The organism is Shewanella sp. AS16 (assembly GCF_021412365.1).
Classification (GTDB): domain Bacteria; phylum Pseudomonadota; class Gammaproteobacteria; order Enterobacterales; family Shewanellaceae; genus Shewanella; species Shewanella salipaludis.
The window spans coordinates 138,182-162,777 of sequence record NZ_JAKCLK010000007.1 but is presented as its reverse complement, the minus strand read 5'-3'; the positions used below and the strand labels follow the sequence as shown (position 1 = coordinate 162,777).

At 56.6% G+C, this 24,596-nt stretch carries 17 protein-coding genes and 1 pseudogene; 7 read left to right on the top strand and 11 right to left on the bottom strand.

Annotation, left to right across the window (positions count from 1 at the left end; all coding sequences use genetic code 11):
• The 5 genes and pseudogenes from LZP73_RS15870 to LZP73_RS15850 form a co-directional block, all read right to left on the bottom strand.
• Positions 1 to 158 (bottom strand): annotated as a pseudogene (locus LZP73_RS15870) (transposase); the annotation flags it as partial.
• A 226-nt stretch (positions 159 to 384) separates the two neighbouring features.
• Positions 385 to 630 carry a hypothetical protein gene (locus LZP73_RS15865; RefSeq protein ID WP_234235954.1) on the bottom strand — a complete coding sequence of 82 codons (246 nt, stop codon included), beginning with the start codon at positions 628 to 630 and terminating at the stop codon, positions 385 to 387.
• Positions 631 to 638: 8 nt separating this feature from the next.
• Complete coding sequence (locus LZP73_RS15860; protein ID WP_234235953.1) at positions 639 to 8,168, bottom strand: RHS repeat-associated core domain-containing protein; 7,530 nt, start codon at positions 8,166 to 8,168, stop codon at positions 639 to 641.
• A gap of 491 nt (positions 8,169 to 8,659) precedes the next feature.
• Positions 8,660 to 10,969 (bottom strand): isoamylase, encoded by a 2,310-nt coding sequence (locus tag LZP73_RS15855; protein WP_234235952.1) that lies wholly within the window; start codon positions 10,967 to 10,969, stop codon positions 8,660 to 8,662.
• Between the two features lie 247 nt (positions 10,970 to 11,216).
• Complete coding sequence (locus LZP73_RS15850; protein WP_234235951.1) at positions 11,217 to 12,875, bottom strand: hypothetical protein; 1,659 nt, start codon at positions 12,873 to 12,875, stop codon at positions 11,217 to 11,219.
• 84 nt (positions 12,876 to 12,959) lie between these two features.
• Between LZP73_RS15850 and LZP73_RS15845 the strand changes: the two genes are divergently transcribed.
• The gene (locus tag LZP73_RS15845; protein WP_234235950.1) at positions 12,960 to 13,520 is read left to right on the top strand and encodes a phosphatase domain-containing putative toxin; all 561 of its coding nucleotides are present in this window, start codon (positions 12,960 to 12,962) and stop codon (positions 13,518 to 13,520) included.
• A gap of 157 nt (positions 13,521 to 13,677) precedes the next feature.
• Here the strand turns inward: LZP73_RS15845 and LZP73_RS15840 are convergent, their stop codons facing one another.
• The 5 genes from LZP73_RS15840 to LZP73_RS15820 all read right to left on the bottom strand — a co-directional run bounded on the left by LZP73_RS15840 (position 13,678) and on the right by LZP73_RS15820 (position 19,308).
• The gene (locus LZP73_RS15840) at positions 13,678 to 16,920 is read right to left on the bottom strand and encodes an efflux RND transporter permease subunit (protein ID WP_234235949.1); all 3,243 of its coding nucleotides are present in this window, start codon (positions 16,918 to 16,920) and stop codon (positions 13,678 to 13,680) included.
• Between the two features lie 9 nt (positions 16,921 to 16,929).
• Positions 16,930 to 18,042: an efflux RND transporter periplasmic adaptor subunit gene (locus LZP73_RS15835; RefSeq protein ID WP_234235948.1), complete on the bottom strand. Its 1,113-nt coding sequence runs from the start codon at positions 18,040 to 18,042 to the stop codon at positions 16,930 to 16,932.
• 144 nt (positions 18,043 to 18,186) lie between these two features.
• Complete coding sequence (locus tag LZP73_RS15830; RefSeq protein WP_234235960.1) at positions 18,187 to 18,564, bottom strand: hypothetical protein; 378 nt, start codon at positions 18,562 to 18,564, stop codon at positions 18,187 to 18,189.
• A 90-nt stretch (positions 18,565 to 18,654) separates the two neighbouring features.
• Positions 18,655 to 18,849, bottom strand: a complete 195-nt coding sequence (locus LZP73_RS15825) for a DUF3012 domain-containing protein (protein WP_169565340.1) — start codon at positions 18,847 to 18,849, stop codon at positions 18,655 to 18,657.
• 93 nt (positions 18,850 to 18,942) lie between these two features.
• Positions 18,943 to 19,308: an STAS/SEC14 domain-containing protein gene (locus LZP73_RS15820; protein WP_234235947.1), complete on the bottom strand. Its 366-nt coding sequence runs from the start codon at positions 19,306 to 19,308 to the stop codon at positions 18,943 to 18,945.
• A 149-nt stretch (positions 19,309 to 19,457) separates the two neighbouring features.
• On the opposite strand from LZP73_RS15820, the gene arfB reads away from it, so the two are divergent.
• The 6 genes from arfB to LZP73_RS15790 all read left to right on the top strand — a co-directional run bounded on the left by arfB (position 19,458) and on the right by LZP73_RS15790 (position 23,890).
• Positions 19,458 to 19,874 (top strand): alternative ribosome rescue aminoacyl-tRNA hydrolase ArfB, encoded by a 417-nt coding sequence (gene arfB, locus LZP73_RS15815; protein WP_169565398.1) that lies wholly within the window; start codon positions 19,458 to 19,460, stop codon positions 19,872 to 19,874.
• Between the two features lie 104 nt (positions 19,875 to 19,978).
• Complete coding sequence (gene aroQ, locus LZP73_RS15810) at positions 19,979 to 20,431, top strand: type II 3-dehydroquinate dehydratase (RefSeq protein ID WP_169565338.1); 453 nt, start codon at positions 19,979 to 19,981, stop codon at positions 20,429 to 20,431.
• A 43-nt stretch (positions 20,432 to 20,474) separates the two neighbouring features.
• Positions 20,475 to 20,903: an acetyl-CoA carboxylase biotin carboxyl carrier protein gene (gene accB, locus LZP73_RS15805; RefSeq protein WP_234235959.1), complete on the top strand. Its 429-nt coding sequence runs from the start codon at positions 20,475 to 20,477 to the stop codon at positions 20,901 to 20,903.
• A 37-nt stretch (positions 20,904 to 20,940) separates the two neighbouring features.
• On the top strand, positions 20,941 to 22,293 hold the full coding sequence (gene accC / locus LZP73_RS15800; RefSeq protein ID WP_234235945.1) for an acetyl-CoA carboxylase biotin carboxylase subunit: 1,353 nt from the start codon (positions 20,941 to 20,943) through the stop codon (positions 22,291 to 22,293).
• 51 nt (positions 22,294 to 22,344) lie between these two features.
• A complete protein-coding gene (locus LZP73_RS15795) occupies positions 22,345 to 23,010 on the top strand; it encodes an SDR family NAD(P)-dependent oxidoreductase (protein WP_234235944.1) in 666 nt (221 codons plus the stop codon).
• A 49-nt stretch (positions 23,011 to 23,059) separates the two neighbouring features.
• Entirely contained in the window at positions 23,060 to 23,890 is an 831-nt protein-coding gene (locus LZP73_RS15790) for a hydratase (protein ID WP_234235943.1), read from the top strand.
• 9 nt (positions 23,891 to 23,899) lie between these two features.
• Here LZP73_RS15790 and LZP73_RS15785 read toward each other — a convergent pair whose 3' ends face one another.
• On the bottom strand, positions 23,900 to 24,550 hold the full coding sequence (locus LZP73_RS15785) for a hypothetical protein (protein WP_234235942.1): 651 nt from the start codon (positions 24,548 to 24,550) through the stop codon (positions 23,900 to 23,902).
• Positions 24,551 to 24,596: the final 46 nt, after the last annotated feature.

Below are 24,596 nucleotides of genomic sequence, written 5' to 3'. Positions count from 1 at the left end.
TCAAAGAGCAGTGACTCTACCCAGCCCCGGCGATGGTCATAGTTCTTCCCCGAATAGGCATCATCACCGCACAGGAAGGCGCGCCGCACCACCCGGCTACAGCAGTGGTAATAGGGCGTGTCTTCAACACTTATTTGAGTTCTTCGAGGGCGCGGCATGACAAGACTCCAGCATCGACAATTTATCTCAGTTTAGAAGAGACCGCTGAATCTCACCATTTACTGTGGGTGGCCCTAATTGCTGCTAATTGCTTGTTTCAGGCAAGAAAAAGCCCCAAGGAAATGGGGCTGATTGGCAAAAAGAGTTATGCCGGTTCTATCTCTTTGTTAGCCTATGCCAGCCAATTTTCCAGCCCTATTTGCCATTGTAAATGGCATATGGGATTTATTTCTTGCCCAAAGTCCACATCAAAAATTTCGGCGGATACCCTGAGAAAACGATAGGAAGACAAATATAAAGCAACAGAGCTGGCACTAATGCCGCAACCAACCCGCCCACCAAGTTTTCTCTAGTTCCGAACGCAAGGGCACCAAACAACCCCAGAAGCGAGCATAGACAGATGAAAAAACAAAACACTCGATAAAATGTTTTAATCTTTTGCACCTGATTTTTTTCAATAAAATAACTCATATAAAACCTTATTCGAACAATCTGGCTGTTCTGTTAATTGTCGTCCTTAAAAGGGAACCGACATAATTGCCGCCCTCATACGACCCAGTTATCAATACGGAATTGACCGCGGTAGTCCCCGCTGCCAACCGAGCAGATGCCCCATAGGTACCGAGATGTGGTGCTGGCCCTTTCAAAATAAGTTTTCCGAAAGAATACCCACCATACCTCTGTGCCATAGCACCGCCGACAGCAAGGCTTGTCAGTGTTTTATCTAGATTTTTTAGTGGCCCGAATACAATACTCGTCGAAGCATAGTCAGAATTCACTTGCTCAAAAAAGCTTTGTTCTGTAGAACCTCCCGTAGCTCCGATAACTACCCCAAGAACTCCACCAGACCGGTAATCCTCGGAAATACCGTTGTAAACGGCTTTCACGCCAAATGCAACTTCGCCCGCGACAGATTGGACGAAGCCCTTGGCCTTATCCCACGCCTTTTGTGCACTTGACTCGGCACTGCGTATAGATGGAACGTCATTGGTTCCGCCGCCTCCAACGACAGAGTGATAATCCTCAATCAAGCCTTGCCCAAGCTCAAGAACTTGCTCGGTGGAAGTAGCATTGTCCCACTTGTTGGCATTTTGAGTGAGCCCATTCAGCTCACTGGTTTGTAAGTTTGCTGGCAGCTTTTGCTGCACTTGAGGGGCACCATTACTGGTTGGTTTAGCTTCTGACTTTTTCTTACCAGAACCGCCACTGCCCGCATCAAAGGCAACTGAACAGCCAATAGCATCTCCCCCTTTGATGTGAGTTCCAGTAGAGCAGTACCCAGTCGGATCTGTGCCCGCCAGCGGGTTGTTCATTATGTAGGAGTAAGGATTCACGCTCTGGGTCGAGGTGGGGCTCTGGATGAAGGGATCCACACTCATGAACCTACCCAGGTTATAATCGTACACCCGACCGTTCATATGGATCAGCTGTTGTTCGTTCAGGTGCTCGTGGTCGGTGAAACCACGGCGGTTTTTGTTGGTGTCGAGCAAATCACCCAGCGCGCCCACTTTACTGCTGGTCGCGGTGCGGCCGAAGGGGTCGAAGTAGCGCTGGCTGGCGATATTGCCGTTTTGATCCGCCAGGGTGGTGGCGCTGCCAAGCCTGTCTCTCAGGGTAAACTGCAGCAGGTGACTGCGCTGCGGCGTGTAGCTGAGCACAGCAACATCATCCAGGTAGGCTCTCCAGGAACCATCATTGTCGACTTCATAGTATTTATCGACATAGTAGGTCGTGGTGGTGCTGCCAGATACTGTCCTGGTTTGCTTGGCGCGCATGTTATCGCTGCCGTAGACAAAAGCTGTCACAGTGCTGTTGCCAGGGCCCCGGCCTGTGATGCTCAAGGGTTTATCCATGGCATTATAGGTCATGCTCAAGCCATCACCCAGGCGCAGGTTGCCGCGCTTGTCATATTGGAAGCTGACAGTGCTGCCGCTCAGCTTATCCAGTTGACAGACGGCGTTGGGGCCGGCGTTACTGCCTGCGGCGCAGGCCACACCGCCATAACGGTAGGCGTTACTGCTGTTGGCGCTGTAGTCGGTTTTCTTCAGTAAGTTGCCAACCTTGTCATAGTCGTAGTTTACCGTCGCTGCGAAGGGTGAACTGGTATCGTACAAGGCAAAGCCACTGTTGCTGAAGCTGTATTGACTCAGGCGATTGAGGTCGTCATAAGCATAGCTTTTCTCAAGCCCCGTAATGCCGTTACGCTCGTTGCGCAAATTCATGAAGGCATCATAAGTATCATAATAATGACCGTGGATGCGCCCCAAAGGAGCATCCACCTCGACACTGGCCATGGTGCCTTCCGGATTATAGACTCGCGACTCGGTCATAATGTTGTTGGCCAACTTGGCACCCGTGATATGACCCGCCTCATCCATGGTGCTGATCTCGCGATAGACATAGCCCGATGCGGCATTGCTGGTTGCGTTCAGGTAGCCATAATCGTTATAGGTGTATTGCAGCGTCAGCCCGTTGGGGTACTCCAGCGCCTTGGGGCGACCATAGAAACCGTCGTATTGGTGCTTGACCGTGTTGCTCACAGTGCCGACAGTGACTTTGGTCTGGCTCAGTTGCAGCGCGGCAGTATAGCCATAACTGCGGGTCACGCCGTTTTCTGTTTCTGAGCTGAGCAGGCCCTTCTTGAGGCTATCCCAGAGAAAGCTCGCCGTACCGGGCGCATTGCCGCCTGTAGTGACTTTGGAGGTAATGCGGCCCAGGGTGTCGTACACGTAAGTCTGCACCACGCCGTTGGCGTCGGTTTGCCTGTCAATCTCACCCAAGGTGTTATAGCCGAAGCTCGTTGTGCCCTGATTGGGGTCAATAACCTTGGTCTTATGGCCGAAGCCGTTGTAGCTGGCCTTGATGTCATGAGTGTTGGCATCGCGGATCACCAATGGGCGACCGGCGGCGTCGTAAGCGAAACGGTTACTGCCGTTCTTGGCATCGACGGTCTCATACAGCCAGCCCTGGCTGCCGTAGGTACGCGACATGGTGCGGCCCTCGACGCTGATATCCGTCTTCAGGCCGCTGTAGCTGTAGCGCGACTCGAGTCCGCCCGACTTGCCATTGGGGATGCTGCGCCGGCCCGGTCTGTCCAGGGCGTCGAAGTCACCGAACTCGGTATACTCGGCAGCTGTGCCATTGCCATAGGGGATGGACTCCCGGATTAACCGCCCAAGCGCATCGTAATGCTTATCCTGATACTGATAACCGCCATCGAAGCCCTGGGTGGCGCTGCGCAGCAAACGGCCCCGGCCATCAAAATACTGCTCAGTTTCCGGCATGCCGGCACCTGTAGTGCGGGTCATCACTGCGGCGATATTGGCATTATCCTGAGGCGCATTGTCGCCATCACTGGCCAGCAAGTACCGCAGGTAGTGGGTCGGGCTGCCGGTCTGCTTAACCTGCACAGGACGGCCAATGGCGTCATATTGGGTTGCTGTCACCATGCTGTTGGGCGCAGTGACCTTGGTCGGCAAACCAAAACCCATGTCATATTCGGTTTTAGTCACATGGCCCTTGGCGTTGGTGACCTCGTAAGGCAGATAACCGTCTGCCTCGGCACTGGTGCCGCCTTTGGTATAGCTGAAGGCGGTCTGGCGGGCAGCCAAGTTGGCACACTCTCCCTTATCATTAAGATATTGCCCCGTCACCTTGATTGAGTCAGGCAAGCCGTATGCGTTGAACCCTGTCTCCTCAAGTCGCGAACAACTGCTGTTGCTGGCGCTGACTGTGATGCTGGTAGGGCGTTTATGCACCGAGTCCCAACTATCCACGGTTTGCTTTTGCCATTGTGCTACATCTGTCGTACCGGCCGGATCATTGCTCCAACCCCGCACGGCCGCCGCAGTGCTGGTTTTTACCCAGTTGAACTTACGCAACCACCAGTTTGCCTCACTCGCGGCAAACTCAGTCTCGACCGTACTCGTGTAGCTGTTGGCTAGGCCATCGATATAGTCGGTGACAGTGCGGCTCTGCTTCTTGATGTTACCCCATTTATCCACGTCCTCAGGCACGATAGTCTGCTCCACCTTGGACATTTCAGTACCATCGAGATCCCAGTTCTGCTGCACCGAATTGGTGAGAATATTGTGATAAACACCAGCCACCGAATGCTGTGGGTTATTGGCCCAGGTGTTAACCGTCTGGGATGTTTCAACGCCGGCAACTGTGACGGTCTGCGACTCGAGGAGATTCACATAGGGGAATTTCTGCTCTTTAAATACGCTGTGCATCAATTTATTGCGATTTATATCTTTCTCATACATTTCCTTGAAGCCGGTGAACCCCCGGCCTTGCAGGTGATACATGGCATCTTTATAGGCATATTGAGTTTCGTTGCCTCCGCCTTGACCATTGCTTTGCTCGAAAGACTGCACCACATACATGCTGGAGGCAAAATGGACATAACCACCACTCACACTCTTATAATCCGGGGTGTACATGGCACTCTGATCCGCACTCCCGTCACCGCTGGACAGCGGACGATAATGCCATTGGTTCATATTACCCAGCCCATCTGTAGCGGACCGCAAATAGTCCACCGGTTGATAATCGCCGGGCGTTCCACCATTGCCTGCACCATAGTTGCGTACTATATAGGCGCCGTAATGACTGCCAAACTCTGAAGGCACAGGAGACTGGATACTATTAAGACCGTTGTGGGGCCCATAATTGAAAATAACATCCAGGTTACCGTCACCGAAAGCGTCGATAAAGGCCAACTGGGTCGCTGGTGCTATGATGTCAGTAGCTGCCTTTCTAGCCCGGTAACTGCCATCGCCCTGCAACTCAAAGTAGATGGCATCGTAGCGATAAACGGAATCATCGTATTTTTCGGCGTCGACCACTTCATGGGACCAATAAGAATAGATGTTATCGCCGCAGGTAGAAGTAGTAGCGGTTTTCCTAGTGCAACCCACAACGACTCTCTGTCCCGGCATCAACAACTCGTTGATGCCGTCATTATTGATATCTATGCTCTGGAGGCTTCTGAAATACCTAGGATAGGATATATCCACCCCCTCTCCACCAGAGACTATATCAATATTAATTGAAGCGCTCGCCAACATGCCATCGTTTGCTAAATCATCCCAGCCGGCAAACTGACCATTCCCTAAGTTGACCCTCACCGATAGTTTATCATTATTCCACCCCAAGACGTCGGTCAAACCATCACCATTGATATCCATGAAATAGCTGAAAAACGAAAACAAACCATCACTATTAAGCAGTTGACTTTTTGGAGCATCATTATCGTAAAAATTTAACTGACCCGGAGTACTCTTATTGAGTTTGATCAGTCGCGGCTGTCCCATCGGCAACCGTGAACGAATGTTTCCATCTTTGCTGATTATCAACAGATCAGCCAAGCCATTACCATCGAAGTCATTGGCAAATTCTGCATATTCTGTCGGTGTCTGCGTATCCCCGATTTTCCTGTTGGCAAAATTATAGATGACCTCTGCATTTCGATAAGGCGTATTGATATTCTGTGAATGCAGATAGACTTCCAACTGCGCATGGCCGGCGTTATATCTATTTATCACCATATCTGGCCAGCCATCACCATCTATATCTTGGATAGTAGTCATCTGATCACCGGGATGGCTTCTTGATGTTCCCGGAACGAAAGGAACTGCGGTGCGCGTATAAACAGCGCCTTTAGTGGAATATTGAATTTCGACATACCCGTTTTGAAATCTGAAGGGATCTATCTTGCCATCCATATCAAAATCGGTTTGGAAACAGTCATAGCGGAAAGTCTCGACAATATAACGGCAGGTATTATTGAGGGACAAACTATTAGTACCTGTGATGTTCTGTTCGGCATCGACCATATAGCCGGGGAAATCCACACTACCATCGCCATCGACATCGCCATACGGCAGTATTCGTTCTATATTTCGAACGTCTGCATATATTTCTTGCCCACCAAATTTCAATGGTTCGGGCGCCGCGAAGTGTTGAGTGTTCTGCCATTCGAACTCTGTGGCTGGACTGCATTGCTCGACATTTTGATTGAAACCACACTCTTGTACACTTTTTAACAAGCTGCGTTTACTGGCTTTGCTCGGCTGATAGACTAACTTATAAAGCGATACGGACCGAGTGCTGCCAACAAACGTCGTTATGGAGTCCAATCTGCGGCTCGTCAGTAATTTACCACCGAGTGTATAATTTTGACGTGCATCAGGACGGGCCAGATATCCAAATTCTACCCTCCGGTCACCCGCATTAGTCGCTGTGCCTGTGTAATAGATCCTACTCAGCAAATGCTCGCCTGCAATCGAATCATCGTATTCATAGTCAATGGTGTTGGCACCGTTTGAGAAGGACTCCTGAGCCACCTTCCAGCTCAACACTGTCGTCAGTCCAGAAGGCGCGAAGCGGCTGTTGGATTCGGTGCCATAAGTTGCGCTGTTACCATCGGGTTTATAGACGGTAAAACTGGCCGTAGCCGAGTTGATACCGCCGCTTTGAACCACCTTAACAAAGGAATCCATCTCGGTGCGATACACGGTGCCGCTGGCACCATAAGTACCAGATACAGCCATCAAGCGCTGGCCATCGAGGCAGAGTCTGTCACTGGCAGCATCGAAGGTCACTGCACGGGTAAAGCCATCCTGGGCATAGGTAGCGGCACAGCGGCTAATGGCCGAACCGGCATTGAGTGCCCAGCCCACGCCGACAATGCCATTGCCGTTCTGAGAGTTATAGCTGAGTGACACAGTTGGCTGGACGCCGTTACGTCCAGGTGGTAAATCGATGGGGATCTGGTAACTTGCCTGGCCGCCGGAAACGCCTGCAGCGCCTTTGAGTGCTGCGGCAGCCAAATCAACATTCTCAGTTGGCGCAATATCACTGCCGCCGGCATCCTCAACGACGAATCCAACAACTTTTTGCAGCCAAGGGGCCAAACTGACATCCTGCTCGCGAACATCATGGGTAGTCGCACTGATATCATTTAAAACAAAGCTGTTTTTGAAATTACCATCGAGAGAAATCACTATATCTTCTGCATCACTCCCGAAGATGTTTTGATAACGCACTGCGGCTCGACTGAGACGACTGGCATTGCGAGTCAAAAACTGGTCGTAGCTTATCTCTGATATAGACCAGATTGTGCCATTTTTGACCACAATGATCACATTGCCTTTATCGGCAATAAAAATGGGGATAAATATTTCACCTGCAATTGGAATAAACTGTGGCGGACGAACTAAGTAGATGTTGCCGCTGGCATCCTGATATACCTGGTAATCAAGCTTCTCAATGGTGCCGCCACTTCTGGCTATCTTATCTGATGTCAAGAAAGTGCTGCATGCACCAAAGCTGCATGTTTTTACTCTGTATTGATACTCACCTACGCCTGTCGGTACAGTAAGACTGGTGTGATTCCCTGAATATATCTTAGTCCAAGTGGCACCATTATAGCTTTGTTCTACAATGCTATCCTGATTATTAAGTGAGAGCCATTGAGGCAGCTCCCAACTCAATTCTATACTCGAAAAAGAGGGTGTTTGGATATTCAACTGAGCCGGTGCACTGGGTGACTGTATCTTAACAGACAGCGGCTCGGAATATTTATCACAATAACCTGAAGCCGTACATTTTTGGTACCGGTATGAGTAGTCACCTATGGGCAAGATGCCTTGCTCCACTGTATTGGTTGAAGCGGCTATCTGCTCACCTGGTAAAGGGGAAATCCCCGATATGACTTTGCTTCGAAACCATTTAGTAGTTGTGCCGCAATCGATTACATATGAAGGCTCGGCAGTCGCTTCGGCTACCCCTGTTACTTCAGTCATCGATTTGCTGCTAAGTTGATCTGGATAGGCGCAGCCTTGAACACTAAGAGATGCTATGTAGGGATTGTAAATGCTGAGTGAAAATTTACCTGCTCCAAGGTAATGTTTCTCTATGCCGCCGGAGTCAATAGCGTATGATGGGGCCGATAGCGCCCACAAGGAAAAAAATATGGCAAACGGGGCAAAAAATCTGAACATTCCACTCATCCTTAATTTCAGAATAATTTCCATTACACTATTTGAAAGCTGCGAAAATATAACACTTTTTTAGTAAATACTGAAATACAAGATACACAGCAAAAAAATTAAACTTACAAATCGGTATAAATACATTGCGGCCGAGTCTATGGTACCAGCTGAATTTCATCGTCGGCACAGGCCCCTCGCCATTTATAACCTAGACAATACAGCCCCATGGAAAGTGCCTTGGCATGCAGAAAAGATAATTCCCACAGATAATTTTCATTTTCAATTGAGAAATCGCTTAAAGACCAATATATGGATACGGGCTTGCATTCTGCAATGAAAACAAGTCACATCAGCACAATCTACAACCAACAGTTGCCGATGGCACCACAAAAAACCACCGCGATGAGCGGTGGTTTTCTTAGCAGGCAATCCGCCTTCAAGTCTGCAGCCGGAGTGTAATGCATGGCACTTCAGTGCCGAGACTCTAACGTTATTTAAGGTTATTTGGCGATCAGCAACAGCAGTGCCTGGCCATTGAGGCCATAGTTGCTGTATTCACCGCCGACATAGTCTTCGCTGCCGGCCGCCCTGACTGTGTCGGCGCCTTCATTCCAGTTTGAGGTATCTGTCACCCGGTACCACTGCTTGCCATTGCCCGGCCAAGGCAGGCTGAAGTTAACCGTATCCGACCAACCGTTATAGGCGACATAGATGGCGGAGGCGCTGTCACCGAATTCGCTGCCGTCGATGCGATAGGCGATGGCATGGTTGTTGGCATCGTTGAAGTAGTTGCCATCGGCCACGGCGCCATTGGGCATGAACCAGCGCAACTGCTCCATCACATTGGCATTGGTGTCGGAAGACAGATAGAAGTCGGCCGGACGCAGCGCCGGATGGGCTTTCCTGAAGGCCAGCAAACGTTTAACGAACGTATTGAAGTTGGCTTGATCTGAGTTCCAGTTGAAGTTCAGCCAGTTGGCCTCGGAATCCAGGTTGTAGGGGTTATTGTTGCACTGCAGCGAACGCAGGTATTCGTCGCCGCCCGTCATCATGGGGGTACCGGCGCTGAGCATCAACAGGGCGAAACCGTTGCGGGCAGCCTTGCGCTGCTGCTGAGCCTGGTTGACCCAGCCCTGATCCCAGCTGTGGTTATTGTCGTCGCCGCCATCCGACTCGCCATAGGGCCAGGGCTGGAGGTTATTCTTGTCGTTGCAGGAATAGAGATCCTTCAAGGTAAAGCCATCGTGGGCGACGAGGAAGTTGACCGAATTGCCCGGCTTGCGACCATCGTCCTGATACAGGCTGGCCGAACCGCTGAGCTTGTCGGCCAGCTGACCCAGGGTAACGGCCTCCAGCCCCAGTTGGTTCTGCTCCTTGCGTATGGTGTCGCGATACAGGCCATTCCACTCGGACCAACCGGCAGGGAAGCCGCCCACCTGATAGGAGTTGCCGCCTATGGCCCAGGGCTCGGCGATGAAGTCTATGCCGGCACCGCCGCTCGACGGCCGCTCGGTGAATTCGGCTATGATGCGGTTCAGGGCATTGTTTTCGGCCATCTTGTCGAAGTTGAAACAACCATGCTCACAGGTGTTGCCCAAGACGGAGGCCAGGTCGAAACGAAAGCCGTCGACCCCCAGGTCATTGCTCCAGTAGGCCAGAGAATCGACGATAAGATCCTGGGCCACTGGGTTGACCGTGTTGTAGTTGCCGCCGACGCCGGTGTTATCCCAGGAATGCTGTTTGTCGGCAGTCAGGGAATAGTAGCTGCTGTTATCCAGCCCGCGCCAGGAGTACAGGTTATAGGTGCTGCTGTCGCCGGCATACCAGGCTCCGCCTTCCCCCGTGTGGTTATAGACCACATCGATCATCACCTTGATGCCGCGATCATGGAAGGCCTTCACCATGGCCTTGAACTCCCGGGTCGGGCCGCCGGCGGACTTGTCGCTGGCGTAGCGTCTGTCCGGCGCGAAATAGTTCAAGGTCATGTAACCCCAGTAGTTATCCCCTTGGGTCGAAGTGGGGTCCAGATCGTTGGTATCGTTCTGGGTCTCCTGCACCGGCAGGAACTCCACGGTCGTGACCCCAAGGCTCGCCAGATAATCCGCCTTGAGCGCCGCGCCCTTGTAGGTTCCGCGATACTGGGCGGCGATGGCCTGATCCTCCATGGTCAGGCCGCGCACATTGACCTCGTAGACTATGTCGTCTTTCAAGGCCCTGGCAGGCTTCACCCCGACGCTCTGGCTGTCCGGCGGGAGTATTATCCCCTTGGGCGCGACCAAGGTGCTGTCCAACTGGCGAAAGGCGCCGCTGGCGTAGACTGTGCCGTCCTGCCAGACAGGATTGGCCGGATCATGGCTGATTTCCCTGGCATAGGGATCCGACAATAACTTATTGGGATTGAAGCGGTTGCCATCGGCATCCACATCACTTATATAACCCGTCAGACTGCCCCTCTGCCAACCGGCCTGATAGGGCCAATTGGGGCCCCAGGCCCTATAGCCGTAGTAGAGGGTGCCACTCAAGCGCGGGTCCAGCTGCGCCACCGGCAGGGAAATCGACCAGATGTTTTGCGCATCCTTGCTGAGCAGATAGGTGGCGACCTCGGCCTGACCGCTGGCCTGGTTGAACAGCGCCAGCTCGATGCGGCTGGCCTTGGCCGAATAGAGGTTGAAATCTATGCGTTGCAAATCTTGGCTGTAACTCGCCCCCAGCGCATGGGAGTTGATGGCGGCAGAACCTGTCCATGAAACCAACATCAGGGACAGTGCCAGGCAGAGGCGGACACAAAACTCAGGGGTAAAGGCAGGCATTATTATTATCTCTTGTTGTGGATTACCTGGGCCCAATGTTTAACAAAAAATAAACAACCACAATCTACTGCATACGTATTCATACACAGGGATCGGGAAGTACGCGCAGGAAAACAAGGATAGTTCCTGAAGAAATCACAATAGATTCATACGCCTGTGCTAGGCGCACGGGCGCAGCCGAATCAAGGCAAATTGCGATGATTCGGCTGGCGGGCTTAAGTTATCCCGCGTGCAGATCGGGCTGGGTTTATTGCAGGCTGATATAGCCGACGGAATAGGGAGGAAAGATGGAATTAGCACTGCCATCGCGGATCGAGAAGGTGCCCCTGCTGCTGACACCTATGCCCCATTTGACCTTGACGAAGGGCGCAAACATCTTCCCCGAGAGCTTATACAGGGCATATACGGGGCCAAGATCCGGCATATAGTCGAGATGGTAGTAGAGCCCCAGGCCCTGCGCCTGATTTTGTATCTGCCCCGACTTGGGATCGATCGCCAGAATGCGACCGAACTGCACTGTGTTAACCAGGCTCAAGAACATATTTTTCACCAGGCCCATGTCCAGGGTCAGGGTTTTGAAATCCAAAAATTCACCGTTAAAACCCGACACATATAGGCGCTTATCCGGGCCGGATATGCCGAAGAAGGGCACGAAATTTTCCGGCAAGTCTATGGTTTTCCCCGGGATAAGCGCACCGTCCTTGAATTCGAAGGCGATGAGCTGCTCCGACACCTCATGCGCCTCATCGGCCTGAGAGCCATCCATTACCCGGCTATAGAGGTCTTGCAGCTGTTCGTCCAAGATCCGCAGATTGGCACCGGCCAGTACCCAGAAGCGATTGGACTGAGCGGGATCGGCCAGAATATCCACCAACAGGGGCATATCTGCCTTGGGATACACTCGTTGCTGTGCCACTAACGCAGGCCGAGCCAGATCTGCTATGTCATAGATCAGCAGCCGGTTCTGGGTCGTCTCCATCAGGGCAAGATGCTTGCCCTGGTTCAGGAATAAGGCATCCATATACAGCTCCTTGCCGCTGGTCGCAGGCAAGGCAAGTTTGGCCATGATCTTGGGATGGGTTTCTTCACTGACATCGATAAACACCAGATCCCGGGCGCCGAGCAACACCAGGCGCCCTTTATCGTCCATGCTGACCGAGGTCGGCTGCGAGGACAGGGCTATTTCAGTCTCGTCTATGACCGCCGGCATACCGGCAGCCGCCAGATGAATCGTCTGCAACGACACCTTGTAAGCCATGCCTGTTTCCGTCGCAGCTTTTTCCCTCGAGACTTTTTCTCTCGAGATTATGCCGAAGGAGTAGAGAAAACCATGGCTGGGGGAAATCTGCGACAACAGCGCCCGCTTCTGCGTCAATTCCATCTCGTAGGCGCTGTCCATCTCTATGTAGCCCTTGGTGGCGGGATCTGTGCGCAAAAAATGCAGTCGGTTCTCGTCTGTGTCTGTGGCGGCAATATAGTGCCTGGTATGGAACTCTCTCGTAGCTGTGCCATGTGCATTGGTCAGCACCAGCTTATGCAACTTGACCGGTGACAAGCCGGCGGGCACCCGCACCAACATAGCCTTGGCCGTAAGGCGTGCAGGCACCAGGGTCTGGCCATCTATTTGAAATTGGCTCTCGGCTATGAATTTCCCCTCGATGGCGAGCCATTCTCCCGGGTAGATGTTACCGTCCGAAGCCATGTCGGCGACGCTATTTCCCGTCGGAGCTATGGCCCCTATATCCCGCATCTGGATGATCTTGGGCGGCCCAAAGCTCGGCGCGGGTGGCATCGCCTTGGGCTGCTTGCCCTTGCTGGCGCAGCCGGCTATCGAGCATACCAACAGCGTACTGAACAAAATGGCGCCCAGTCGAGGGGAGCCTGTATTGATAATCATTGATTTCATAGCCAATTAACTTTAATTTAACACAGGAGTATACCCAGGCCAGTGAGCCGAGGTAAATAGCATTGGCCTCTTAGGATCCTTATTTTGATCAATATCTTGGCATCTCGGCATCGGCTTTGCGGTCTCCTGTTCGGCCTGGTGTCCTGTCTGATACTGGACGCATGCAGCACCCAGGCCATTGCACCTCAGTACCGACCACAGCAATGGGCGCAGCCTCTGCCTATGACAGCGCTGGAAAATTGTTTCACCGTGGATGACAAACTGCTGAGATGCGCCCAGCCTACCGTCGCCGGCTTTCAACAATTGCAGCGCCTGGGCATCAAACACGTACTGAACCTGAGAAATTATCACTCGGATGCCAAACCCGCCCAAGGCAGCGGGCTGACACTCCATAAACTGGCGATGGATGCCGGCGACATCAGCACCACACAATTACGCCAGGCCGTTGCCCTGATAGACAGTCTGGATGGCCCTGTCCTGGTCCACTGCTGGCATGGTTCGGACCGAACCGGCGCCGTAGTCGCCGCCTATCGCATCCTGAAACAGGGCTGGAGCAAGCAGGTGGCCATAGATGAGTTGCTCCATGGCGGCTATGGCTTCCATTCGATCTACTCGAACCTGGTCGACACCCTGGAACGGCTCTGATAGCGCTCAAAACACCTGTCTCAGCTATCGAGCACATGAATGGCCTGAGTTGTGCCTGTGATCGGCAGAAGCGGCTCCCTCGCCTGTCAGGCAAGAGAAAAGGAGCCTGGGCTCCTTTTCTGCTTCCGGTTCGCTCGGTTCAATGCCGGCTTGAGACTCAGGCCTGGACGGCTGCCGGTTCTTGCTTAGCTCCTGGCTTAAGCTCTTGTTTAAGCTCTTGTTTAAGTTCAGGCTCGGCCGCGTGCTCATGCTGCGCGCCGCGATAGAGCCTGAGGTACAAGGTTGGCAACACCAGCAGGGTCAGGGCGGTCGAGCTGAGCAGGCCACCCAGGATCACCACGGCCAGGGGCTGCTGGATCTCACTGCCCACCCCGGAAGACACCAGGATGGGGAGCAACCCCAATGCCGAGGTCAGTGCCGTCATCAACACAGGCCGCAGCCGCCCGACCGTGCCTTCATATACGCTGACAACCAGGGCTTCGCCGCTGCGCCGGCGCTGGTTGATCGCATCCACCAGCACCACCCCATTCAGCACCGCCACCCCGAACAGGGTGATGAAGCCTATGGCGCTGGGCACAGACAGGTAAGTGCCGCTGCCATACAGGGCGAGCACGCCCCCTATCAGGGCCAGGGGAACATTGGCCATGATGAGGCCCACCTGTTTGAGCGAGCCGAAGGAGAAATACAGCAGGAGGGCGATCAAGCCGATTGAGACGGGCACCAGCAACAGCAGTTTTTGCTGCGCCCGCAGCTGATTCTCATACTGGCCACCAACCATAAGGGTATAACCCGCAGGCAGCTCAAGCTCGGGCAGCAGGGCATAGATGTCCTGCACCACAGAGCCCATGTCGCGGCCGGCGACATTGGCCTGTACCACCACCCGGCGCTGCACATCGTCGCGGCGGATGTTGGGCGGCGCCATCTCCACCGCCACGCTGGCCACGTCACCCAGTCTGACACTCGCGCCCTTGGCCCCCGTCAGCAGCAGGTCCTGCAACACATCCGGGGCGCTGCGATAATCGGCCGCCAGGCGCACATTGATATCATACCTGGCGTTGCCCTCTATCACCTGGCCGGCGCTCGCCCCGCCTATGCCCTGGCTGACCAGATTCATCAGCTGATCCACGCTGATGCCGTAGCGGGCGAGCAATTCACGCCTGGGGCGGATCACCAGCTGGGCCTCGCCGCTGACTTGTTCCAGGGACACATCGACGGCTCCGGCAATTCCCCTGACCAGCTCGGTCAGCCGCTGCCCCTTCTGTGACAGCAGCGCCAGATCCGGACCGAAGAGCTTGATCGCCAGCTGGGCCTTGACCCCGGACAGCAATTCATCGACCCGGGTTGCGATCGGCTGGGAGAAGGTGAAGAGTAATCCGGGGAAAATGCTCAGTTTCTCCTCCATCAGCCGCTGCAACGCGAGCCGACTCTTGGCCGATTGCCAGTCGGCGAGCGGCTTGAGGCCCAGGTAGATCTCTATGTTGCTCACAGGTTCGGGATCGCCCCCAAGTTCCGGCGCGCCTATGCGGCTCAGGGCATACTCCACCTCGGGAAATTCCAGCAGCAGGGCCTCCAGCTTGGGTGCCACCTCGAGCGAGGTGTCGAGGCTCGCGGTCGGCGCCAGGGTGACTCTCAGGTTAATGGTGCCTTCCTCGAGCTCGGGAACAAACTCAGTGCCCAGACGCGGCACCAGCGCCATGGCGCCGACGAAGGCGACCAGTGCAACCAGGCTCACCAGCCTGGGCTTGGCCAGGGTCAGGCTCAGCAGGCGGCGATAACCCAGTTCCAGCGGCCTCAACAGCGGACTCTCCCTTGCCACCACGGCACCCACAAAACGGCCGGGTTGAAACAGGTACACGGCCAGGGCAGGGACAGCAATCAGGGCCACCAGCAGCGCGGATATCATCGCCAGTATTATGCTGACGGCCATGGGCTGGAATAGCTTGCCTTCGACCCCTTCAAGGGCGAACAGGGGGGCGAACACCAGTATTATGATGGCGGTGGCGAAGAAGATGGGGCTGCAGACCTCCCTCGCCGCCGACAGGACGTCCATGACGACGCCGGAATCCTGGGAATCACGGCTTGGCCTTGGCCCGGTTGGCGACGTCAGGTGCTTGAAGATATTCTCCACCATGACCACTGAGCCATCGACCAGCATGCCGATGGCGACCGCCAGGCCACCGAGTGACATGAGGTTCGCCGACATGCCGAAATAGGCCATCAGCATCAGGGCCAGGCCTATGGAGACGGGGATGGACAGGAGCACCAGGAGGGTGGCGCGGATATTGAGCAGGAACAAGGCCAGTATGACTATGATAAACACGAAGGCCAGCAACAGGGCATCGCGCACCGTCGCCACCGCCTGCTCCACCAGCCGGGCCTGGTCGTAAAAGACCTCGAACGACACCCCCTGGGGCAAGGCCGCTGTTATCATGGCGACTCTGGCGTCTATATCTTCTATGCTGGCCTTGGTATTGGCCCCCATCCGCTTGAGCACCACGCCGGCGACCACCTCCCCCAGTTGTTGGGGCGCACCGGCCCCATCGCGCCGGGTCATGGTCACGGCGCCGACCCGGATCTCGCTGCCGAATTCCACCCGGGCGACATCGTCAACCCTTATGGGGGTGCCGGCCACCTGAGTCAGGGGAGTCTGGGCTATGGCATCCAGCCCTGCCTGACCGGCGGGCAAGAGGCCATAGCCGCGCACGACCAGCTGTTCCTGGCCCTGGGTCATGAACCAGCCGCCGGCGTTGCGGTTATTGCTCTGCAAGGCCTCAGTCACCTGGGCCAGGGTCAGATCGTAACTGCGCAGTCTGTTGGGATCGACCCGCACCTGGTATTGGCGCACCTCGCCGCCGAACGACAGGACATCCGTCACCCCGGACACGGGCATGAGAATGAGCTTCACCAGGTAATCGTTCAGGCTGCGCAGCTGGGCCGCATCTATTCCCGACCCGGGCGCGGCTCTGAGTATGTACTGGTAGATCTGCCCCAGGCCAGAGGTATTTGGGCCTATCTCTGGCACCCCGAGTCCCCGGGGGATCATCTCCCTGGCATTCGCCAGCTGCTCGAACACCTGCTGACGGGCGAAGTAGATGTCTGTGCCTTCGGCGAACACCACAGTCACTATCGACAGGCCGGTGCGCGACAGGGAGCGCACCTCGGTCACGGCCGGCAAGGCATACATGGCCGACTCTACCGGGTAACTGATGAGCTTCTCCACTTCCTCGGCCGCCAGGCCTTCGGCGGCCGTGTTGACCGTCACCTGCACATTGGTGACATCGGGGAAGGCATCCAGATTGAGCCTGGGCAAGATGAAACCGCAACCCAGCCCTATGGCAACCAATGCCAGCAGCACCAGCAGACGCTGGCGGATGGCGACCGCTATGATTTGATGCAACATGGCCGCCTCCTAGTGGTTATGTACGCTGAAACCGGCCTTGGCCAGTTCGGACGCCAACAGGAAGGCGCCGGCCATGACCACCCTGCTGCCCGACGGCAGGCCGGTCACCAGATTCATCCCCCTCTGGCGTTGCAGCACCTCGACCTCGAGCGCTTCGAAGCCTTCGGCCGTCTCTATGAAGACTTGCCAGTCGCCATCGCCGCCCCGGGTCAGGGCCGCATCCGGCAACACCAGGCCCTCGCGTTCGGCCCCCGGCAAATACAGCTCGCCGAACTGCCCGGCATGCAGGCCGTGGCCGGCGTTGGCCAGACTCAGCAGCACGGCCTCGGTGCGGGTGAGGCTGTCCAGCTCATGGGAGCGGCCGATGATCTTGGCCGTCAGGCTGGCGTCGCCCACCCTGAGCAGCGCCTGGGTGCCTATCCTGAGATCGGCCGCCTGGCTGGCGCTCAGCTGTGCCTCGGCCCAGAGCCTGGACTCATCTGTCAGCTGCAGCAGGGCATTGCCCGCGGCACTGACCTGCCCCAAAACGGCCTTGTCCTGCTGCACCCTGCCGCTTATCGGCGCCAACAACAGGTATTGGCCTATGCTTTCGGGGGATAGCGCCAGCGCGGCTATCTGTGCCGGCGTCATCTTGAGCGCCTCGAGTATGGCCCGCTTCAGTTCGGCATCGACCCGGGTCTGCATCCGCTGGCTGGCACTGACGGCCCCTTCGGCCATGCGGCGTATCCTGTCCCACTCGGCGGCGGCGTTGATATAATCGGCCTGCGCCTGCGCCACTGCGGTCCCACCCAGGGTCAGCAGAGGCGCGCCCGCCTTCACCTCCTGGCCAGGCACCACATGGCGCGCCAACACCCGCACCTCCAACTGGGGCGCCAGGGTCAGGGTGGCGTCCCTGTCGGCCACCAGGGTAACGCCGGCAACCTTGTCCAGGCTGAATGCCCTGGGCGCCAACACCTGCACCCTGATGCCGGCGAGTTCACGTTGCTGCGCCGAGAGCACCAGGGCATGGGGTTGTTCATCATTCGCTGCCGCATGGGCGGTTGCTGGCCCGGCATCTGCGTGTTCTTGTGCCGCCAGCGCGGGAAATGTCAGCAAGCCGCCGACGAGAATAAGGTATTTCATCGCATATCCTAAAAATTCAATTCTGGGTGATGACAGGCGGCCGCGGGGAACTGGGCAACAAAGCTGGCCCAGTCCGGACATTCATGGCGAGTAACGACAGAAATGTCGGCGGGAATGCCTGCCGAAAAACGTGGAAATGAAAACTCAGACGATGGGAGGGCGGTAACTCGGACTCGCGTCCGGGGGTAAGTAAGCTTCAACCCTGGCGTTGGGGTTATCCAGGGGGACTTGGCTCAAGGCCAGGGCCGGCGCAGACACCAGGGTCACATGACCGCCATGACACTGGCAGTCGAGGCAGAGATCGTACACCTGGGTAGCTGTCTGTGCAGTGGCCTCATTGCCGGGCTCATGGTTAGCAGCCTGGCCGGCAAGGGCGATAGCTTTACCGTCCGCCAGGACACTGAACTGAAGATGAGGGTGGTTGTCGGCCTCTTCCCGGGCATTTCCAGGATGCAGTTGATGCGCGCCCAGATTGGCGCCGGCAAATTGCAGCAGCACAAGGGCGAGCAGCAGCATGCTGATGCTGGAATGAAATGACCTCGAAAACAGCCTTGGCAAACAGCCCCTCCTGGCATCTATGCACCGCCACCGGCAGCGCATGATGCGGGTGAATTATTTAAAGACGCAGTGTTTGGCGTAATCTTTGGCTTCATTGGTCGTCCAGTCACCGGACGGCTTTTCCTTCATCTGTTTACACCAGGCATCGCTGCCCACTTCGGGAGCGCAGGCGCTCAGGCCGGCAACCAGGGTCAGGGCCAGTGCCGCAGTGCCCAGCCGGGCGCCGGAAACCAGGTTAAATAATCTCATAAAAAATCCTCATGGCTTGGTAGCCTATCAATAGCTGAAAAATAAAATGGGGCCGGATGCGCCAGCCATAAAATAACATCCTTGAATGAAAAACTATACCCGGGATCGCTTGGCAAGCCAGCTCAAGGCCAGATTTTTCTGCTCCAACGGGAACCAGGCGACCTCGGCCTGAATGAAAGGCCCGAGCAAACGCACCGCATTACCGACCCAGTCCGGACCTCCGACAAACACCAGGACATCGAAGTCGGGCAGCTGGACTTCACCACAACCGCTCAGCGATTGCAGCTCCCAGCCCTCGAGCAACACATCCGCCTCTATGTAGAGGCAGACCTGGCCCCAATGCTCACGATAGCCCTTGATGGCAGGCAGCAAGCGGCTGCGGTAATCCGCGGCGGAAAGGCGACCACTGGCAAAAAGACTGATAACTCCCTTAGCAATATCCGGGATTTGGCATAACATAGGGCGACTCCCTATCGGAAAATTGGCCGTGCCGTTCAGAGACATAAGCAACCCTTGGCGGATGATAGCAAATTCGCCTTCGGGTCATAAGCATAAATCATCCAGCAGCACCCGATAGCAGTTAACCGAAAAAAGTGTTTAAGATGACCATGATAAAAATCTCCAACCGGGTAGAAATTCAGGACAATGAGATAGAGTGGCAATTCATCCGCTCCAGCGGTGCCGGTGGCCAGCACCTGAACAAGGTCTCCACCGCCGCCCAGCTGATCTTCGATATCAAGGGCTCGTCTCTGCCCGAGTTTTACCAGACCCGGCTGCTGCAGAAGGCAGATCACAGGATCACCAAGAGCGGCAAGATCATCATCAAATGCCAGGCCAGTCGCAGCCAGGATGCCAACCGCCAGACGGCGCTGGAGCAATTTATCGCCCTGGTGGCCAGCGTCGGCGAAGTGCAAAAGAAACGCCTCGCCACCAAGGCGACCCGCGGCAGCCAGCTCAGACGACTGGAGAGCAAGAAGCAAAGAGGGGCCACCAAGGCCATGCGCCAACAGAAATCCCATGACTGAAGGCCAGCGGCACTGAGTCCGGGACGCGACAGAGGGGCGGGTCTTGTGGCAATCAAAGACAGCGCCACATCAGCCAACGAATAGGTTTTGAAAGGAAATCGAACATGAATAGCCAAGCCAAGATACTCTTAGTCAACGGCCCCAATCTCAACCTGCTCGGGCGCCGCGAGCCGGGCCATTATGGCCATCACACCCTGGCGCAGATAGTGGCCGAACTGCAACAGGCGGCGACGGCGGCCGGTGCCAGCCTGGAACATATCCAGTCCAATGCCGAGCATGAGTTGATCGACGCCATTCATGCTACCCAGGCCGATTTCGTGATCATCAATCCGGCGGCCTTCACCCACACCAGCGTAGCCCTGAGAGATGCCTTGCTCGGCGTCGCCCTGCCCTTCATAGAAGTGCATCTGTCGAATGTGCATGCCCGCGAGCCATTCCGGCAGCACTCCTATTTCTCCGACAAGGCAATAGGAGTGATCTGTGGCCTGGGCGCCAGGGGCTACCAGTATGCGCTGGATGCGGCACTGGCCCATCTCAAGACCCAAGCGCCGGCCTGAAAGCAGGCAGGCATTTTGCCGCACAAGGAAAGCATCGATGACGATGGACATACGTAAAGTAAAGAAACTCATAGAATTGGTACAGGAATCCGGCATTGCCGAGCTGGAGATCACCGAAGGCGAAGACTCGATTCGGATCCGCAGCGGCAATGGCCTCAAGCCGGTAGCGGTCACAGGCGACAAGGACGGCAAGGAGGAGGCGGACGAGCAACGCCGGCCTGCGACGCCCATGCCATCCGGCCACAGGGTGCTGGCACCCATGGTCGGCACCTTCCACCTGGCGCCGAGCCCAGAGGCCAAGGCATTCGTCGAAGTGGGCCAGAAGGTCGGCAAGGGTGACACCCTGGGCATAATAGAGGCGATGAAGATGATGAATCAGATCCAGGCCGACGCCGCCGGCACGGTCAAGGCGATACTGGTGCAGAGCGGCGAAGCGGTCGAGTTCGACCAACCCCTGTTCATCCTGGAATAACCCGGGCCGAATGCCGGCCGGGGAGGAGGCTGAGTCCATGCTGAAGAAAGTGGTGATAGCCAACCGCGGCGAAATCGCACTGCGTATTCTGCGAGCCTGCCGCGAGCTGGGGATACAGACGGTCGCCCTCTACTCCAGCGCCGACAAGACGCTGCCGCATGTGGCCCTGGCGGACGAAAGCTACTGCATAGGTCCGCCGGCCGCCAAAGACAGTTACCTCAAGGCAAATGCCATCATCTCGGTCGCAGATCTCAGTGGCGCCGATGCCATACATCCGGGTTACGGCTTCCTGGCCGAAGATGCCGACTTCGCCGAGCTGGTCGAGCGCTGCGGCCTCAACTTCATAGGCCCAGGCAGTGAGGTCATACGCCTGCTGGGCGACAAGGTCTCGGCCCTGGCGCTGATGAGGCAAGCCGGCGTGCCGACGCTGCCCGGCTCGGACGCTGCCCTGGGTACCGACGCCGAGGCCAATTTGGCGCTGGCCCGCCGCCTGGGCTATCCGGTCATCATCAAGGCCGCAGGGGGCGGCGGTGGCAAGGGCATGCGCCAGGTATGGGAAGAAGCCGAGCTGTTGCAGGCGATAGCACTGACCCAAGCCGAGGCTGCGGCGGCCTTCAACAACCCGGTCGTCTACATGGAAAAATTTCTGCAGCAACCGCGGCATATCGAGTTCCAGCTGCTGGCCGATGGCCAGGGCAAGGCCATCTACCTGGGCGAGCGCGATTGCTCCATGCAGAGACAGCAGCAGAAGGTCACAGAGGAGGCGCCGGCCCCCGGCATAGATGAGCGGCAACGCCGCGACCTGGGCGAGCGCTGCGTCCGGGCCTGCCTGGAGGTTGGCTACCGCGGCGTGGGCACCTTCGAATTCCTCTACCAGGATGGGGAATTTTATTTTATCGAGGTCAATACCCGCATTCAGGTCGAGCATCCGCTGACCGAGATGATCACCGGGGTGGATCTGCTCAAGCAACAACTCAGGATAGCCTCGGGCGAGCCGCTGAGCCTCAGCCAGGCGGACATACAGATCCGCGGCCATGCGATTGAATGCAGGATCAACGCCGAAGCGGGACACAGCTTTTTGCCCTCCCCCGGGCAGATCCGCAGCTTCAATGCCCCGGGCGGCAACGGGGTACGTTGGGACTCACAGCTGTATGCGGGTTACCGGGTGCCGCCCCATTATGACTCGCTGATCGGCAAGCTCATCTGCCATGGCGACGACAGGGCCAGTGCCCTGGCCAAGATGCGCCAGGCACTGAGCGAGCTGAAAATCACCGGCATAGCAACCAACATAGGACTGCAGCAGGAGATAATGCGGGATGACAACTTCATCGCCGGCGGCTGCAACATTCACTATTTGGAACACATGCTCGGGCTCGAGGCCAGCCGCTAGAACCTGCGGGCTGGGCACGCGGCATGCAGGATAATCAACAAGGAAAACAGCATGATATTAATCACAGGAGCCAGCAGTGGCCTGGGTGCGGCATTGGCCAGGCACTATGACCAGGATGGCCAGGCGGTCGTCATCACGGGGCGCAACCGGGAACGTCTGCGCCGGGTCGCCGACGGGCTGTCGGCCGGCACACAGGCCAAGGCCGCCGAGCTGACAGATCCTGTGCAGGTTGGCGATCTGCTCGATGGTCTGGCCCGTCCCCCCAAGACAGTGATCCACTGTGCCGGCAGCGGCTATTTCGGGCCGCTCGAGAGTCAAACTCCAGATGCCATTCGAGCCTTACTGGACAACAATGTCACCTCGACCATCTTGCTGATCCAGGCGCTGGTTCAGCGTTATAAGGAGCAGCAGCTCAAGCTGGTCGTTGTCATGTCGACGGCGGCCCAGGTCGCCAAGGCGGGCGAATCTACCTATTGCGCCGCCAAGTGGGCGGTACGCGGTTTCATCGAATCCATGCGCCTGGAACTCAAGGGCAGCCCAATGAAGCTCATCGCCGTCTATCCGGGTGGCATGGCGACCGAATTCTGGGAAACCAGCGGCAAGAGCCTGGATACCTCGGGCTTCATGAGCGCCGACGAAGCCGCCACCATGCTCAAACAGGCGCTGCAGAGCAGCGAGCATGGCTACATCTCGGACATAGGCATCAGCCGGGGCTGATACCAGCACCTTTCATCCCGCAATCCCACAGCTTTTTCAGGAGCACTCAGTGTCACAAGCCATTCACACAGCCGAGGTGGCAGAGGCCGCCCGGATACTCGCCGCCAGACGCAACTCGGGGAGCACGGGCCCCCTGCTGCCGCCCCATTTGAGGCCGAAAGATTTCGACTCCGGCTTCGCCATCCAGCAGGCCGTGGCCGACATCTACGCCAGGGAACACTCGGATGCCATAGCCGGCTGGAAATGCCTGCTGCCGAGCACGGATGATGCCATGCAGCTGAAGACTGTCGTCGCCCCAATCTATGCCGGCAGCTGCCACAGCGGCGAGTCATGCCCACTCTGGCCATCGGCCGAGGGGCTGGCGCGGGTCGAGCCGGAACTGGCCTTCATCCTGGGACACGAGCTGCCGCCCAGGCCTGAGCCCTATACAGAGGCCGAGATAGATGCCGCCATAGCCGAGACCCGGCTGGCACTCGAGCTTATCCAGAGCCGTTATCAAAATCCGGTGCAAGCCGGTTTCTTCGACGCCCTGGCCGATGGCCTGGTCAACCAGGGGCTCTGGCTGGGACCCAGGCTGAATGACGCCGCCGGGCTGATTCTCGGTCGCTTCGAACTCGGTGTTGCCTGTGTCGATGCAGCCAAGGGGGACGCCGCCGGCATACGGACCCAGGCCGCCAGGCACCCCAACGGGGATCCCAGGGCCGGGCTCTATTGGCTGGTGAACTTCTTGTCGGCCAGGGGCATAGGCCTGCAGGCGGGACAGAGGGTGATCACCGGCTCCTACGCCGGGGTACTGGCGCTGCCGCTCGATACCCGGCTGCGGCTGAGCTACGGCGAACTTGGCAGCTTCGAGCTGAGCTTCACCACCAGAACTCGCTGACAAGCCGGCTCATTTAACGCTTTGGTAGGTCTGGGTCTGCCAGTCGAAACGGTAGCTCACCCCCTGCCACTCATACAGGGTGTGGCCATCTTGCTGTATCACCCTGGCGTTGTCGGGCAAACGCTTCAGGCCGGGCGGCGCCTGCTGCACCCCGGTGGTCACCCGCGCAGGCAGGGCCCTGGGCGCGGCACCCGGCTCGGGCCGCGCCATGCCATAGTTGAGGGGGACAGACAAAGCAATCCCTGAATAAGGGTAGCCCCAGGCATCATGCCAGCCCAAGCCGGCATTCCATCCCCAGCCGCTATTCCACCCCAAGCCGACATCCCAGCCCCAGCCGCTATTCCAACCCAAGCCCAAACCCAAGCCGCTATTCCAACCCAAGCCCCAGGGGTACCAGGCGTGTCGCCTGTGGGAGTCAAAGTGCCGCCCGTGCCCACTGTGTCTATCCCCATGGCTCAGGTGCTGCGGATCTTGCCGCCCTTGTTGACTGCGCCACTTATGCCCCTGTCCAGGCTGATGCTGACTTGCCTGGTGTTGACCTGGCTTATGTTGACTGCCTGGATGCGCGCCCTGCTGTGACCCGGCCTCTACGGCCAAGGGCAGCACCAAGGCGCAAAAACCCAGGCTCAGCCACAGACCCTTACCGTCATTCGCCATCATCTGCCTCCGCCCTGCCCAGCTTGGCATACACTTCAGGAACCCATAT

Excerpts from the sequence above, each read along its gene's own strand:
- LZP73_RS15865 (WP_234235954.1), bottom strand. The coding sequence starts at position 630 with ATGAGTTATTTTATTGAAAAAAATCAGGTGCAAAAGATTAAAACATTT.
- LZP73_RS15860 (WP_234235953.1), bottom strand. The coding sequence starts at position 8,168 with ATGTTCAGATTTTTTGCCCCGTTTGCCATATTTTTTTCCTTGTGGGCG.
- LZP73_RS15855 (WP_234235952.1), bottom strand. The coding sequence starts at position 10,969 with ATGCCTGCCTTTACCCCTGAGTTTTGTGTCCGCCTCTGCCTGGCACTG.
- LZP73_RS15850 (WP_234235951.1), bottom strand. The coding sequence starts at position 12,875 with ATGAAATCAATGATTATCAATACAGGCTCCCCTCGACTGGGCGCCATT.
- LZP73_RS15840 (WP_234235949.1), bottom strand. The coding sequence starts at position 16,920 with ATGTTGCATCAAATCATAGCGGTCGCCATCCGCCAGCGTCTGCTGGTG.
- LZP73_RS15835 (WP_234235948.1), bottom strand. The coding sequence starts at position 18,042 with ATGAAATACCTTATTCTCGTCGGCGGCTTGCTGACATTTCCCGCGCTG.
- LZP73_RS15825 (WP_169565340.1), bottom strand. The coding sequence starts at position 18,849 with ATGAGATTATTTAACCTGGTTTCCGGCGCCCGGCTGGGCACTGCGGCA.
- LZP73_RS15820 (WP_234235947.1), bottom strand. The coding sequence starts at position 19,308 with ATGTTATGCCAAATCCCGGATATTGCTAAGGGAGTTATCAGTCTTTTT.
- arfB (WP_169565398.1), top strand. The coding sequence starts at position 19,458 with ATGATAAAAATCTCCAACCGGGTAGAAATTCAGGACAATGAGATAGAG.
- aroQ (WP_169565338.1), top strand. The coding sequence starts at position 19,979 with ATGAATAGCCAAGCCAAGATACTCTTAGTCAACGGCCCCAATCTCAAC.
- accB (WP_234235959.1), top strand. The coding sequence starts at position 20,475 with ATGGACATACGTAAAGTAAAGAAACTCATAGAATTGGTACAGGAATCC.
- accC (WP_234235945.1), top strand. The coding sequence starts at position 20,941 with ATGCTGAAGAAAGTGGTGATAGCCAACCGCGGCGAAATCGCACTGCGT.
- LZP73_RS15795 (WP_234235944.1), top strand. The coding sequence starts at position 22,345 with ATGATATTAATCACAGGAGCCAGCAGTGGCCTGGGTGCGGCATTGGCC.
- LZP73_RS15785 (WP_234235942.1), bottom strand. The coding sequence starts at position 24,550 with ATGATGGCGAATGACGGTAAGGGTCTGTGGCTGAGCCTGGGTTTTTGC.